Source organism: Sphingomonas sp. J315 (assembly GCF_024666595.1).
GTDB lineage: Bacteria > Pseudomonadota > Alphaproteobacteria > Sphingomonadales > Sphingomonadaceae > Sphingomonas.
Genome location: NZ_CP088296.1, coordinates 70,801 through 85,120 on the forward strand (window position 1 = coordinate 70,801; position 14,320 = coordinate 85,120).

The window sequence follows — 14,320 nt, forward strand, 5'->3', positions numbered from 1 at the left end:
CGGTCGCCCTAAGCCCGCTCCCCCCACAACCGCAAGATGAACGAAGCTGAACGGGTTGCGACACACGGCGACCATTTTGCACAACTTCCGCGAAACCCCTGCGACACGCGGCCCCCAGATTGATCTCGTCGCCCGATGACGGGCTCGAACGCAGGAGACTGAAGATGAAGAAGTTTGTTCTCGCCGCCGTCGCCGCATCGGTCGCGGTCAGCCCGATACTCGCCGCCGCGCCCGCCGCAGCAGCTCCGCAGCGCCATACGACGGTCGTGAAGCACAAGCCGAACGGCAAGGTCGTGGTCCGCCAGCAGACTGTCGGCAAGGCGACCCCGCAGCGCTATCGCAAGTGGCAGCGCGGCCAGCGGTTCGACCACCGCTATGCCCAGAATTACCGCCAGATCGACTATCGCCAGTACAACCGCCAGTATCGCGGTCACCTGAACGCCCCGCCGCGCGGCTATCGCTACGTCCAGTCGGGCAATGACATCGTGCTGGTCAGCATCGCGAGCGGCATCATCGGCGCCATCTTCGGCAACATGATCCGCTAAAGGCTTCCTCCGGGCGGCGGGGTGTCCATCACCTCGCCGCTTGCCTTTTCCCGAAAGCGCGCGTAAGGGCGCGTCGTTGAGCGGCAGCCTCGGCTGGCCGCTTTTCGTATTTGGAACGACAGCCGGAGGGGCGTCTCGCATGGTGCGGGCGTCAGCGATCGGCCAACAGTGAGAACAGACGCATGGCTCTGTACGAGCATGTGTTCCTTGCGCGCCAGGATCTGGCACAGGCGCAGGTGGACGCACTGGCGGAAACCGCCACCAAGATCGTCGAGGATAATCAGGGCAAGGTCGTCAAGACCGAGACCTGGGGTCTTCGCAGCCTCGCCTACAAGATCGCGAAGAACCGCAAGGCGCATTACGTGATGCTCGAAATCGACGCCCCCGCAGGTGTCGTCGCCGAGCTCGAGCGCCAGACGCAGATCAACGAAGACGTGATCCGCTACATGACCGTCCGCGTGGACGAGCTGGAGCAGGGTCCGACCGTGATGATGCGCAAGGGTGACCGCGAGCGCCGCGGTCGTCGCGACCGCGACGGTGACGAAGGCCGGGGAGAATAAGACATGGCACGACCCTTTTTCCGCCGCCGCAAGAGCTGCCCCTTCTCCGCGAAGGATGCGCCCCGGATCGACTATAAGGACGTTCGCCTGCTGCAGGGCTTCGTCTCCGAGCGTGGCAAGATCGTCCCCTCGCGCATCACCTCGGTGAGCGCGAAGAAGCAGCGCGAGCTGGCGATCGCCATCAAGCGCGCACGCCATCTGGGCCTGCTGCCCTTCATCGTTAAGTAAGGAGCGGACCCATGCAAATCATTCTGCTCGAGCGGGTCGAGAAGCTCGGCCATATCGGCGACGTGGTGACGGTGAAGGACGGGTTCGCCCGCAACTTCCTGCTTCCCAACAAGAAGGCGCTGCGCGCCAACGAAGCCAACCGCAAGGTGTTCGAGGCAGAATCGCGAGCGCATCGTCGCCGAGAACGCCGCCAAGCGCACCGAGGCAGAGAAGGAATCGAAGAGCCTTGAGGGCGTTTCGGTCACCCTGATCCGCCAGGCGTCGAACACCGGCCAGCTCTACGGCTCGGTCGCGGTGCGCGACATCGTCAGAATCGCTCAACGCCGATGGCCACAAGGTCAACAAGGCGCAGGTCGTCCTCGACAAGCCGATCAAGGCGATCGGCCTGTACGAAGTCCGCGTCGCGCTGCACGCCGAGGTTGCGGTGACCGTCAAGGTCAACGTCGCCCGCTCGCCGGAAGAGGCCGAGATGCAGGCACAGGGCGTCAACGTGATGGAGGCGATGTTCGAAAAGGACGAAGCCGGCTTCACCGAGGATTATGATCCCAACGCCGAACCCGGCGAGATCGCTGTCGAAGCGACCGAGACCGAGGAGCAGGCCGAAGGCTAAACCCCTCGCCGTTTCCGGTCCGAACAAAGAGAAGGCCGCCCAGACGCGAAGTCTGGGCGGCCTCTTTTTTCGCTTGGGAGCGAAACTCTTGGGTTACGGTGCGGCGACCATCGCACCCAGCACCGCAACCAGCGGAATGGCGGCCAAGGCCACCGACATCAACTTGCCCATCTGTATTCTACCTGAAGCGTCGTTCAGGGTTAACAATGCGTAGGCGATGGGAAGGTTGCATCGGTCCGGGACTGACGACCCCCCTTCGCCTACTTCCGCCCGAACAGCTTCTCGATATCGCCATGCGCCAGCTTCACCCAGGTCGGTCGGCCATGGTTGCACTGGCCCGAATGCGGCGTGACCTCCATCTCGCGGAGCAGCGCGTTCATCTCTGCGACCGACAGCACCCGACCCGCGCGGACCGATCCGTGGCACGCCATCGTCGCGGCCACATGGTCGAGTTTTTCCTTGAGGCTCAGCGCCTGGTCGAACGCCGCCAGCTCATCCGCGATGTCGGTGACGAGTGCGATCACATCGCCCTTGCCCAGCATCGCCGGGGTCGCGCGGACCAGCATCGCGCGCGGGCCAAAGCGCTCCAGCTCCAGCCCGAACTCCGCCAGTTCGCCCGCCCGCGCCTCCAGCCGGTCGCACGCCGGCTCGTCCAGCTCGACCACCTCCGGCAGCAACAGTGCCTGGCTTGCGACGCCGCCACTGCTCACCGCACGCCGCATCCGTTCGAGGACGAGGCGTTCGTGGGCAGCGTGCTGGTCGACCAGCACCAGGCCGTCCTCCGCCTCGGCGACGATATAGGTCCGCGCGACTTGCCCCCGCGCGACGCCGAGCGGGTAGCTGATCGCCGCCGGGACCGGCTCGGCGGCGGGTTCAGCGCGCGCCTGTGGGGGTGGCGTGAAGAAAGTCGGGCGGCGGTCACTCAAGCTCGTCACCCCAGCGAAAGCTGGGGTCTCCCCGAGATTACCGGCATCGCTTCCCCACGGGAGACCCCAGCTTTCGCTGGGGTGACGTGAGGGGTTCTGATCGGGCGCTAGCGCCTCGCTCGTCCACAACCCCATCACCGCCGCATCGGGACGCTGCACGCTGCGATGCCCTGCCCCGTCCAGGGCCCGCCTCAGCCCGCTGACGATCAACCCGCGCGCGAGCTGCGGATCGCGGAAGCGCACCTCGGTCTTCGCCGGATGGACGTTCACATCGACCTGGTCGGGCGGCACGTCGAGGAACAGCGCCACCACCGGATGACGGTCGCGCGCCAGCATCTCGGCATAGGCGCCGCGCACCGCGCCGGTGAGCAGTCGGTCCTTCACCGGGCGCCCATTGACGAACAGATATTGGTGGTCCGCGACGCCGCGGTTGAAGGTCGGCAATCCCGCGACCCCGCCCAGCACGATCCCCTCGCGCTCGAAATCGATCCCGACGCTGTTCGCCGCCAGATCGCGGTCGGTCAGCGCCGCGACGCGCGCGATCCGGTCCATCCCCTCCTGAACGCTGAGCACGCGCCGCCCGTCATGCTCGACCGAAAAGCCGATTTCGGGCCGCGCCATCGCGAGCCGCTTCACCACGTCGAGGCAGGCGGCATATTCCGAGCGGGTCGAGCGCAGGAACTTGCGCCGCGCCGGCACCTTTTCGAACAATCCCTCCACCCGCACCCGCGTCCCGGGGGGCAAGGCCGCCGGCCCCTCGGCCGCCAGTGCGCCATTGTCCACCGTGCGCGACCAGCCATCGGCCCCGCGCGGGCGGCTCTCGACCGTGAAGCGCGACACGCTGGCGATCGACGGCAGTGCCTCGCCGCGAAAACCCAGTGTCGTGACCGCATCGATGGCGTCATCGGGCAATTTCGACGTTGCGTGCCGCTCCAGCGCCAGCGCCATTTCGGCGGGCGTCATCCCGCATCCGTCGTCGGTAACCTCGATCAAGTCGATCCCGCCACCGCCCAGCCGGACGGTGATCCGGGTCGCCCCAGATCGACAGCGTTTTCCACAAGTTCCTTGAGCGCGCTGGCAGGGCGTTCCACCACCTCACCCGCTGCAATCCGGTTGACAAGATGCTCCGGCAAGCGGCGTATTGACATGCAGGATGGTGTAGCCCAAGCGACGCCATCCTGCGAGCTGTATCCGCCAGATTTCCTGTTCCGGAGCTGACCTGCTCCGGATTGGTCAATGCTAACTCAAATGCAGAATCGCGCCGCCCCTCACGCGCGAAGGACGGAACAATAGATGGCGTTTTTCTCCCGCTTTTTCAAATTCATGTCTCACGATCTCGCAATCGATCTGGGGACCGCGAACACGGTTGTTTACCTGCGCGGACGCGGGGTCGTCCTGAACGAGCCGTCGGTCGTCGCGGTCGAGACGATCAACGGCGTCAAGCGGGTCAAGGCTGTCGGCGACGACGCGAAGCTGATGATGGGCAAGACGCCCGGCTCGATCGAGGCGATTCGCCCCCTGCGCGACGGCGTCATCGCGGATATCGACGTGGCCGAGCAGATGATTTCGCACTTCATCCGCAAGGTGACCGGGCAGCGCAAGTTCATGCGCTGGCCCCAGATCGTGATCTGCGTCCCTTCGGGTTCGACCAGTGTCGAGCGCCGAGCGATCCGCGACGCCGCGTCGAATGCGGGTGCCAGCCAGGTGTTCCTGATCGAGGAACCGATGGCCGCCGCGATCGGTGCCGACATGCCGGTAACCGAGCCGATTGGATCGATGGTCGTCGATATCGGCGGCGGCACGACCGAAGTCGCTGTGCTCTCGCTGCGCGGCCTGGCCTATTCGAACAGCGTTCGCGTCGGCGGTGACAAGATGGACGAGGCGATCGTTTCCTATGTTCGCCGCAACCATAACCTGCTGATCGGCGAAGCGACGGCCGAGCGGATCAAGCAGGAAGTCGGTGTCGCCAAGCCGCCTACGGACGGCATCGGCCTGACCATCCACATCAAGGGGCGTGACCTGGTCAACGGCGTCCCCAAGGAAATCCAGATCAACCAGGGCCAGATCGCCGAGGCGTTGAGCGAGCCGGTCGGCACGATCGTCGAGGGCGTTCGCATCGCGCTTGAGAATACTGCGCCGGAACTGGCGGCGGATATCGTCGACCAGGGCATTGTCCTGACCGGGGGCGGCGCGCTGCTCGAGGGGATCGACGAAGTGCTCCGCGATGAAACGGGTCTTCCCGTTACGGTTGCCGAAGACCCGTTGACCTGTGTGGCGCTGGGCACCGGTCGTGCGCTAGAAGACCCGGTGTTTCGTGGTGTTCTGATTCAGGTCTGAGGAAGCGGGGGCTATGGCGCCGCCACATAACCGGCGCTCCGGCTTTTCACGGCGAGCGCAATATGGGCTCTTCATCGGATATGTGGTCGCGGTCGGCGGTGCGCTGGTCGCGGTCGCGCTGCTGCTGCTCTCGACGCTGAACCCTCCCGCCTATGCGGTAGTGCGCGGCGCCTTTTCCGAACTAGTCACTCCCGTCGCGTCGGGTGCGGACTGGACGCGGCGCGGCATTTCCGGCGTGCCCGGCTGGATTGGCAGCTTCTTTGCCGTGCGCAGCGAGAACGCACGACTGAAGGCCGAACTCGAGGCCAACAAGACGCTGGTCGAACATGCCCGGGTCGTCACCCGCGACAACCGTCGGCTGCGCGCGCTGGTCAAGCTGCGCGACCGCGTCGCCGATCCGGTGGTCGCCGCGCGCATCGTCTATGCCAGCGGCTCCAGCACACGGCGCTTCGCGACGCTCAACGCCGGCAGCTGGCAGGGCGTTCGTCCGGGCCAGCCGGTGCGCGGCCCCGACGGGCTGATCGGTCGGGTGGTCGAGGTCAGCCCGAACACCGCGCGCATCCTGCTCGTATTGGACCCCGAAAGCGTCGTTCCCGTCCGCCGCATCCGTGACGGCCTGCCCGCGATCGCCGCCGGGCGCGGCGATGGGTTGCTCGAAATCCGCTCCGCAGGTGAAGCGCAGGTGCTGTTCGAGCCGGGCGATACGTTCGTCACATCGGGCACCGGCGGATTGTTTCCACCCAATATTGCGGTTGCAATCGCTCTAGAACGCGCCCGCGACACGGCGAAGGCCAAACCGACCGCAAGTCCCGACATGCTCGATTATGCATTGGTCCAGCGCGCCTTCTTCCCTGAAGCCGCCGATGTGCGCGCGCCGGACGCAGCACCGCGGTGACGGGTACACCTTTTGCGGGCCTTGGCCAGCCGAACGTCTCGAAACGTGCGCGCTGGCTCGCTCCGCTGACGATCGTCCTCGCCTCGCTCATCACGCTCATCCCGTTCAAGGCGACCGTCCCGCTGCTTCCGCCTTTCGGGCTGATGATGCTGCTCGCGTGGCGGCTCCATCGGCCCGATTTGCTCAAGCCGTGGGCGCCATTGCTGCTTGGCTTTGTCGACGACATGGTCAGTGGCCAGCCGCTGGGCAACGCGATGTTCTTCTGGACGGTGTCGTTCATTGCGATCGATGTGCTAGATACGCGGATCGTGTGGCGTGACTTTCTTCAGGACTGGCTGCTGGCCGCCGGCGCGATCGGATTTTGCCTGATCGGCGGGCGGCTCGTTGCTGCGCCGCTCGACGCGCATGTCGACACCGTCCTGCTGATTCAGATCCTGATCTCGATCGCGCTGTTCCCGGTCCTGTCACGCCTCGTCGCCCGCCTCGATCGCCGGAAGAAATGGCAATGAGCGGCCCGGTGCGTATGATCACCGAGGCGCAGCAAAGCTACAGCTTCTCGCGCCGCGCGATGCTGGTTGGCGGGGTTCAGGCAACGTTGGGACTGGTCCTGGCGGGGCGAATGACCTGGCTCGCCGTCTACGAGAACGACAAGTACAAGCTGCTGGCGGAGAGCAACCGCGTCAACCTGACGCTGACGCCCCCACGCCGGGGTTGGATCGTCGACCGACGCGGCGTACCGATTGCCAACAACCGCACTGATTTCCGGGTCGACATCATTCCCGACCGGCTTGAGAACAAGGCTCAGGTACTGACTACGCTGCAACGAATCCTGCGCCTGACGGCAGAGGATATCAGCAGGATCGAGGATGATCTGAAGGGCGCGGCGGGGTTCCAGCCGGTCCAGGTCGCCGAAAATCTCGACTGGGAACGCTATGCCTCGGTCAGCGTGCACCTGCCCGAACTGCCGGGCGTGGCCCCGACCCGCGGCTTTGCCCGCAACTACCCCGCCGGAGCGGCGGTCGGGCATCTGATCGGCTATGTCGGCACCGCCTCGGCCGAGCAGTTCAAGGAAACCAAGGATCCGCTGCTGCTCACCCCCCGGCTTCAAGCTCGGCAAGGACGGTCTGGAAAAGATGCTGGAGGGTACGCTGCGCGGCACCCCCGGCGCGAAGCGATCCGAGGTCACCGCGCGCGGAAAACTGGTCCGGGAACTCGAAACCCGTGCCGATGTGCCGGGAAAGACGGTACGGCTGACCATCGACGCCGGGCTACAGGAATATACCGCCCGGCGCCTCGGCAACGAGTCGGGATCGGTCACGGTATTCGACATCACCAATGGCGACATCCTCGCGATGGTTTCGATGCCCTGTTACGATCCGAACGCATTTTCCGATGGCATCAGCCGCACCGAATGGAAGTTGCTGTCGCAGGACGACCATCTGCCCCTGATGAACAAGACGATGCAGGGGCTGTACCCGCCCGGCTCGACCTTCAAGCCAGCGACCGCCCTCGCCATTCTCGGAGCGGGCGTCGATCCCAAGCGCGTCGTGTATTGCAACGGCGGCTATCAGCTTGGCAATCGCCGCTTTGGTTGCCTCGGTCGCCACGGGCCGATGACGATGCACACCGCGATCGCGCGCAGCTGCAATACCTATTTCTACACGATCGGACGCGAGATCGGGATCGAACCGATCGCAGCGGCAGCACGCAAGCTGGGGTTCGGCGCGGAGTTCGACCTGCCCCTCCCCCTCACAGCGTTACGGCACCGTCCCCGACACCGCGTGGAAGCAGCGCCGCTACAAGCAGGACTGGACCCAGGCCGATACGCTCAACGCCTCGATTGGCCAGGGATATGTGCTGGTCAGCCCCTTTCAGCTCGCGGTCGCCACGGCCAGGATCGCGTCGAGCCGGGCCCTCCTTCCCTCGCTCATCATCGACCAGCCCAAGCCGCCACTGCGCCTCGATTTCCCTGAGGAGCATCTCGCGATCGTCCGCGCCGGGATGGACGAGGTGGTCAATGGCCACGGCACGGCGGGCGCGTCGCGCCTTCCCTTTGAAAATATCCGCATGGCGGGCAAGACCGGCACCGCGCAGGTCCGCCGCATCATGGACCGCAACCGCGGCCAGGGCGGCGAGTGGAAATATCGCGACCATGGCCTGTTCATCTGTTTCGCCCCGGTCGAAAATCCACGCTATGCCGCGTCGGTGGTGATCGAACATGGGATGGGCGGGTCGCGCGCCGCGGCACCGGTCGCAAAGGACGTGCTGACCTGGCTGTTCGACCGGCAAAAGGCGATCAACGCGCTCGCGGTACTTGAGGCCGGGTGGGGCGGCGACATCCGCACGCGCATGGCGGCGAAGGAGGCGGCGTTCCGCTCCGCGCAGGGTTTGCCCCCACGCCCGGCTGACGCCGCGCCAGCAGCTGTGGCCACCCCAACCCCCTCTCCGACGTCATCTCCCGCGGCGACGGCAACCGCGCCGGCCGCACCCGCCCCTACTCCGGTGCCCACACCGTCGCCGACGGCAGTCGCTCCGCCCTCAACCAGTGCTACGCCGGAGGCTCCCCGATGACCACGATCGGTTCGGGCTTCGTCCCCGCCCCCGTGCTGCGTCTGCCCTGGGGCGCACTGACGTTGGTCGTCGGCATCGGCCTGTTCGGCACGGCGATGCTCTATTCGGCGGCGGGCGGCAGCCTGACCCCCTGGGCGCTCAGCCACGGCATGCGCTTCTCGATCTTCCTCGCGATCGCGCTCGCCATGTCGCGCGTGCCGGTCGACTGGTATCGCCAGCTCGCCTTCCCGATCTATGGCATCTGCATCGTGCTGATCGTCCTGACCGAGCTGATCGGTCATGTCGCGGGCGGCGCGCAGAGCTGGCTCGACCTCGGCTTCATGCGGCTCCAGCCGTCAGAGCTGACCAAGCTCGCCCTCGTGCTCGCACTGGCGCGATTCTACGAGATGCTGCCCACTGGCGAGACGCGGAAATTCGGCGCGATCTGGCCCGCGTTGGTGTTGACCATGATCCCGGCGGGTTTGGTGCTGGTCCAGCCCGACTTGGGAACCGCGGTCATGATTATCGCCGGGGGCGGCGCAATGATGTTCCTCGCCGGATTGCCGCTACGCCTGTTTATCGCCGGCGGCATGGCGGGGGCGGTCGCGGGCCTGCTGATGATCAACTACGGCATGCAGGAGTATCAGCAGAAGCGCGTTCTGATCTTCCTCAATCCGGAACAGGATCCCCTGGGTGCCGGCTATCACATCACGCAGTCGAAGATCGCGATCGGATCTGGCGGGTTGTTCGGCAAGGGCTTTGGGAACGGCACTCAGGTCCACCTCAATTACCTGCCCGAGGGGCATACCGACTTCGTCTTCGCTCTGATCGCCGAGGAACTGGGGCTGGTCGGCGGCGTCGGGCTGATTGCCGCATTCGTCGCGCTGTGCCTTTGGGCGATCGGAGTTGCCGCACGTGCGACCAGCAAGTTCGAACGCCTGACCGCAGCCGCGATCTCCGCCACGATCTTCTTCTACGTGGCGATCAACCTGCTGATGGTGATGGGCCTGGCCCCGGTGACCGGAATCCCCCTCCCGCTGGTCAGCCATGGCGGGTCTTCGATGATGACCGTGATGTTTGCGATCGGCATCCTGTTCGCAATCGACCGTCAAAATCGGCATAATGCCACCACCGCCCGCTGGTAACGGGCCGTTTTTGGCAAAAAGCCTGTTGCATTCCCGAAACTCGCCCGCTATCCGCGCCACTCCCGAACGCGGCAAGCGGCTCCAGAGCCCCTTCCCTTCGCCCGGAATGGACGCATAGCTCAGTTGGTAGAGCAGCTGACTCTTAATCAGCGGGTCCTAGGTTCGAGCCCTAGTGCGTCCACCATCTCCTTTCAGTCGCTTAACTCGGTTATTTGTGACCAGATGGAGGCCATTTCGGCCTCCACTGTGACCTTTTTGTGACCGACCGCCGTCCGATTCCCGAGGGGGCCATTGCGTCCCGACCTGGCCTCAAAAATCAGCTGGCCGGCATGGGACGCCAACTGCTTGGCCGACAGGTGCGTGAACGACGCACCATTCCGGGGCCAATCCGCAACTGGCGAGTTGGCGCCGGACTGACGTGCCACGCGACATTGAAACCAAAGGCAGCGCCGGTCCACCATATGGCCTGGCGGCTTTGCTTGGCGACCCTATCGTAGGACAGGCGAAATGCCCGATCCCGACCCCTCTTGGACCAGGGAGCGAGGCAAAATACGCGTTCGGCCTCGCCCGGCAACCCGGGTCCGGACGGGACTTTGGCAAACGGTCAGTATTCGAACCTCATACCGACGCGGAAGCGACGGCCGATCGGCTGCTTTCGGAGTCGATCGCTTGGCGGTTGCATGACGGCTTTGCTGACTGTCCGCATTTTCTTGGTATGCGATTGCAGGAAATAGCCGTCCGAGTTTGGCTACGGCTAGCTGCCAGCGAGCGTCAGAATTCCCGGGACACTTTGGTCGCGAGTCAGGGCGATTTCGTCGCTTTGTGCGCGATCCATCCGCCGTCGTAGCGAACGACTGGCACCGCCTGCAGCGCGTGGCATCGAACGACGATGACGATCTCATCCAAAGCATTTGTATTGCGCCGGTCCGCAAAGCTGGCCGGCTGGATCGGCTTCGCGTCGTTCGAACTGCTGGTTGTCGCGCTCGTCAGCCTTGTGGCTTCAGTCCGTTGTTGCGGCGCCGACAGTCCGGCTGGTCCTCAATCGCCGGGCGAGTGGCTCGCGCTCGCACTGTTTGCCCCGGTCATGCTGCTGCTCGGCGCAGCAGTCGGCGGCGGGATCGCGTTCGCGCTGGAAGGCCTGCTGCGTCTCTTCGCCCGCATAGCCGGATCACGTCCAGACGGATCTTCGTCGTAGGCGCGGGCATCGCCGTCGCGCCCTGCTGGCCAAGACAGCGGCAAGCAACCGACAAGGCACCCATCACTTCTGAGAGGAGACCATCATGACTTCAACGCCTGTCAAGCTTGCCCTGGCCGGATTGGCCACGGCTGCCGCCATCGGCCTTGCCTCCCCCGCTCATGCAGGCACCGGGTGCAACGGCGTGGTCAACATTCTGGTGTGGGGCTGTGCCCCCTGGGACAACAACAATGGGCCGCAATACCCCTATTACAAGAAGAAGCAGGTCACGATCCAGGCACCGCGGGGCAGCCGGATCACGATCAAGGACGGACATGCAGTCGTGAACGTGAACGGTCGCGACTATCCGGTAGTGAACGGTGCCAGCGGCGTCATTGCGGCGGGCGGAGGCAATGTCGTGTCGGCAGGCGGTGGCAACGTCATTTCAGCGGGGGGCTGAACCTGCGGGTCTGGACTCAGAACTGACCCGTAGGGGCGGCGATCGCGGCGAGAAAGTCGTCGATCGCCGCCATTGCCGCGCTCCGCACTGGCTCTCGCTCGCGCAACAATTCGTGCGCCACGCCCTTGCCGAACCGACGCACGGTGACATGCGGAAGCTGCCCGATCAGGCGAAGCGCGGCCCCGCTGTGCGTGAGGCGATCGCGATCGGCGACCATCAGCAGCAAGGGGATGTTCAGTCCCAAGACCGCCCGGTTTGCGCGCAATTTCCTGCTTGAGGAAAATGCTTCGGCCAACCAGCCCCAGCTCGGCGGCCCCAGGCGAAATGCCGGGTTTTCGTCCAGCCAGAATTGCTCGTCGAGATACCGCTCGAGGTCTCCGGTCATCATCGACATGCTGTCGATCTGGTTCGCCGCGCTTGCGCTTTCCTTCCACGGCCCGCGCGCTCCATTGCCGCGACGAACCTGCCAGGAAGCGATCGCCTCGCTCAGGCGGACGCCGAGCGGCGTTCGGATACGGATCATGGGCGACAGCAACACGGCCGCATCGGGCACGACCATGCGTTCGACCAGCGCGCGCAGCAGGAGATGTCCCCCCATCGAATGGCCCATCACGACATGTGGCCCGGCTGTGCGATCCCGCCACGCTGCGGCGACGTCGGAGAGGTCGGCGACAAGGCGCGCGAAACTTCCGCTGTGCCCGATCAGCGGGTCCGCGGTCAGCCGGGGCGACCCTCCATGCCCGCGCCAGTCAAACGCATCGACATTCCAGCCGCGGGCGCGCCAATGTCCGAACGCTTCGAGATACTTCTCGAAAAAGTCGCCGCGACCGCCCAGGAACAAGATTGATCCGCGCGGCGCGTCCGCTCGCCACTGGAATGTGCGCAGCGGGTAGGCATCGTCGGTTTCGTACCATCCGATCGACGCATCGTCATGCACCCGCCGCCGCAGCAGCGCCCCGATCTGCGCTCCGCTCACTCCTCGATCGCCCCGGTGACAGCGGCCAGCACCTGGGACCTGTACAGCGGCCCGACGGGGACCACGCTGTTGTCTGCCAGGGTCAGCTTGAGGACTTTTCCTCTCCGGTTGATTCCCCGGACCGCGGATGGCCGGACAAAGGCAGAGCGATGCGCGCGGATCAGTCCGCCGGCGATCATTCGCGATTCGAGTTCCGCCATCGTGATCCGGTAGAGATAGGCCCGGTCTGCGGTATGAAAATAGACATGGTCGCGTGCCGCTTCCACACGCTGGATGCTCTCGACGCTGACGCGAGCGAGCCCGGTGCGCACCGGCACCCAGAACACATCCTCCTCCTGGCTTTCGACGGGCGTGGTGGTCGGCGCCGGCGCTCCGGCGCGTCGGGCGGCCTGGCGCTCGCGTAGCCGCGTCAACATCTTGGCGAGGCGTAGCCGGCGGAGCGGCTTCAGCACATAGTCTGCAGCACCCAGTTCGAAGGCGTCGACCGCATATTCCTCGTGCGCGGTCAGGAACACGATGTCGATGTCCTGCGGCACCAACTCGATCGCGGTTTGAATGCCGCTCTTGCCGGGCATGCTGATGTCGAGGATGACCGCATCGGGGGCCGCGTCGGCGATCAGCGCGAGGGCGGCAAGGCCGTTGTCGGCCTCCCCGACAATCTCGATGCCGCCGTCTTCGCCGAGCAATGCGCGCGTCAGCTCGCGCGAGAGCGGTTCGTCATCGACGATCGCGATCCTCATGCCATCTTCTCTCGTTCGAGTGACGCAACCGGAAGGTCGATCGCGACCCGATAGCCGTTAGCGACAGGGCCATGCTCAATCGCTGCGCGGTCCCCATAATGCAGCTGGAGCCGGCGCCGGCTGTTGTCGATACCGATACCGTGACCCCGTCCTGCGCCACCGGAGCCATCGCTGGTATTGAAGAGCTCAATGCGAGCCACCCGGCCATCGCCGGTCACGCTGATGCGAATGCTTCCCGGTCCCTGGATCTCGGCCACGCCATGGCGCACCGCGTTCTCGACCAGAGGCTGGAGCAGAAAATTCGGAACCGGCAGTTCCTGCAGCCCGGGGTCGAGCTCGGTCGTCAGGTTCAGCCGGTCGCCGAAGCGGGCGCGCTCGATTTCCAGATAGGCGCGGATCGTCGCCAGTTCCTGCGCGATCGGCACCATCGCATCAGGTCGCGAGACCAACGCTGCGCGCAAAAAGTCGGCAAGGCGGCCCAGCATGTCTTCCGCCTCTTCATCGCGCCCCCGCACCACCAGACTGGAGATGCCGTTGAGCGTGTTGAACAGAAAATGCGGGTTGAGCTGAAGCCGCAGCGCCGCCGCCTCCGCACGGCTCGCGGCGGCGGCAAAGCTAATCGCACGCGCTTCGTTCAGCCGGGCCAAATCGGTCGCGCGCGCTGCCCAGACGAGCGCGATCGACAGATACATGGTCCAGCAATAGAGGATCAGCATCAGCACCAGACGCTGGGGCTGCATACCGACCGCCCAGTCTTGCCAGCTCGGCACTATCGTGAGGGCAAGCAGCTGAAGCAGCGCCTGGTCGGCTGAAGTCTGGATCATCGCCGCTACCAGTCCGGCAATTGCCATGAGCAGCCACTTTACGTGTCCGGCCCGTTCCGCCAGATGGTCGAGCAACAGGCTCAGCGCCACAGCCTGCGCGATGCCGAGCAGCAGCAGCGGGACATTGGCAACTACCATCATGCCGCCCGCAAAACGCCCTTGAGCAATCGCGCCGCCGATCACCAGAGCATATCCGAACAGCCACAGGACTGCGCAAAGCCGGATGGCGGTTCCACGCATGATGCTACGCAAGATACGCTGCACGCAAACCCCTGTACGCCATAGGAAATTCGCCCCACCCCTTGTCGGGAATGCGGCAATTCGGTCGTGCTGCCAAGCGCTTTTGTCGC

At 65.2% G+C, this 14,320-nt stretch carries 13 protein-coding genes, 1 tRNA gene and 2 pseudogenes; 12 read left to right on the top strand and 4 right to left on the bottom strand.

What is annotated here, in order from left to right; translation table 11 throughout:
* Positions 1-164: 164 nt before the first annotated feature.
* From LRS08_RS00385 to rplI, 4 genes and pseudogenes are all read left to right on the top strand, one after another.
* Complete coding sequence (locus LRS08_RS00385) at positions 165-545, top strand: RcnB family protein (RefSeq protein WP_257845386.1); 381 nt, start codon at positions 165-167, stop codon at positions 543-545.
* A 182-nt stretch (positions 546-727) separates the two neighbouring features.
* Complete coding sequence (gene rpsF / locus LRS08_RS00390) at positions 728-1,105, top strand: 30S ribosomal protein S6 (protein ID WP_257845385.1); 378 nt, start codon at positions 728-730, stop codon at positions 1,103-1,105.
* Positions 1,106-1,108: 3 nt separating this feature from the next.
* Positions 1,109-1,333 carry a 30S ribosomal protein S18 gene (gene rpsR / locus LRS08_RS00395; protein ID WP_066575653.1) on the top strand — a complete coding sequence of 75 codons (225 nt, stop codon included), beginning with the start codon at positions 1,109-1,111 and terminating at the stop codon, positions 1,331-1,333.
* Positions 1,334-1,344: 11 nt separating this feature from the next.
* Positions 1,345-1,943 (top strand): annotated as a pseudogene (rplI, locus tag LRS08_RS00400) (50S ribosomal protein L9).
* Between the two features lie 260 nt (positions 1,944-2,203).
* Here the strand turns inward: rplI and mutL are convergent.
* Positions 2,204-3,862, bottom strand: a complete 1,659-nt coding sequence (gene mutL, locus LRS08_RS00405; RefSeq protein WP_409456269.1) for a DNA mismatch repair endonuclease MutL — start codon at positions 3,860-3,862, stop codon at positions 2,204-2,206.
* Positions 3,863-4,162: 300 nt separating this feature from the next.
* Here mutL and LRS08_RS00410 point away from each other — a divergent pair, with 300 nt between their 5' ends.
* The 8 genes and pseudogenes from LRS08_RS00410 (at position 4,163) to LRS08_RS00445 (ending at position 11,430) form a co-directional block, all read left to right on the top strand.
* On the top strand, positions 4,163-5,206 hold the full coding sequence (locus tag LRS08_RS00410; protein WP_260481192.1) for a rod shape-determining protein: 1,044 nt from the start codon (positions 4,163-4,165) through the stop codon (positions 5,204-5,206).
* Positions 5,207-5,219: 13 nt separating this feature from the next.
* Positions 5,220-6,101, top strand: a complete 882-nt coding sequence (mreC, locus tag LRS08_RS00415; protein WP_257845383.1) for a rod shape-determining protein MreC — start codon at positions 5,220-5,222, stop codon at positions 6,099-6,101.
* Positions 6,098-6,610, top strand: a complete 513-nt coding sequence (mreD, locus tag LRS08_RS00420; protein WP_257845382.1) for a rod shape-determining protein MreD — start codon at positions 6,098-6,100, stop codon at positions 6,608-6,610. The genes mreC and mreD overlap by 4 nt, the downstream gene beginning before the upstream one ends.
* Positions 6,607-8,672 (top strand): annotated as a pseudogene (mrdA, locus tag LRS08_RS00425) (penicillin-binding protein 2). The gene mreD and the pseudogene mrdA overlap by 4 nt, the downstream one beginning before the upstream one ends.
* Positions 8,669-9,796 carry a rod shape-determining protein RodA gene (rodA, locus tag LRS08_RS00430; RefSeq protein ID WP_257845381.1) on the top strand — a complete coding sequence of 376 codons (1,128 nt, stop codon included), beginning with the start codon at positions 8,669-8,671 and terminating at the stop codon, positions 9,794-9,796. Before mrdA ends, rodA begins: the two are co-directional and overlap by 4 nt.
* Before the next feature lie 108 nt (positions 9,797-9,904).
* Positions 9,905-9,980 (top strand) — tRNA-Lys (locus LRS08_RS00435).
* A gap of 705 nt (positions 9,981-10,685) precedes the next feature.
* On the top strand, positions 10,686-10,991 hold the full coding sequence (locus tag LRS08_RS00440) for a hypothetical protein (RefSeq protein WP_260481193.1): 306 nt from the start codon (positions 10,686-10,688) through the stop codon (positions 10,989-10,991).
* 85 nt (positions 10,992-11,076) lie between these two features.
* Positions 11,077-11,430 carry a hypothetical protein gene (locus LRS08_RS00445; RefSeq protein WP_260481194.1) on the top strand — a complete coding sequence of 118 codons (354 nt, stop codon included), beginning with the start codon at positions 11,077-11,079 and terminating at the stop codon, positions 11,428-11,430.
* 16 nt (positions 11,431-11,446) lie between these two features.
* Here the strand turns inward: LRS08_RS00445 and LRS08_RS00450 are convergent, their stop codons facing one another.
* Genes LRS08_RS00450 through LRS08_RS00460 form a run of 3 tightly spaced genes read right to left on the bottom strand, consistent with a single transcriptional unit; the run spans position 11,447 to position 14,210 of the window.
* Positions 11,447-12,406 (bottom strand): alpha/beta fold hydrolase, encoded by a 960-nt coding sequence (locus LRS08_RS00450; RefSeq protein WP_257845378.1) that lies wholly within the window; start codon positions 12,404-12,406, stop codon positions 11,447-11,449.
* Positions 12,403-13,146: a LytTR family DNA-binding domain-containing protein gene (locus LRS08_RS00455; RefSeq protein ID WP_257845377.1), complete on the bottom strand. Its 744-nt coding sequence runs from the start codon at positions 13,144-13,146 to the stop codon at positions 12,403-12,405. The genes LRS08_RS00450 and LRS08_RS00455 overlap by 4 nt, the downstream gene beginning before the upstream one ends.
* Positions 13,143-14,210 carry a sensor histidine kinase gene (locus LRS08_RS00460; protein ID WP_260481195.1) on the bottom strand — a complete coding sequence of 356 codons (1,068 nt, stop codon included), beginning with the start codon at positions 14,208-14,210 and terminating at the stop codon, positions 13,143-13,145. The genes LRS08_RS00455 and LRS08_RS00460 overlap by 4 nt, the downstream gene beginning before the upstream one ends.
* Positions 14,211-14,320 lie beyond the last annotated feature (110 nt).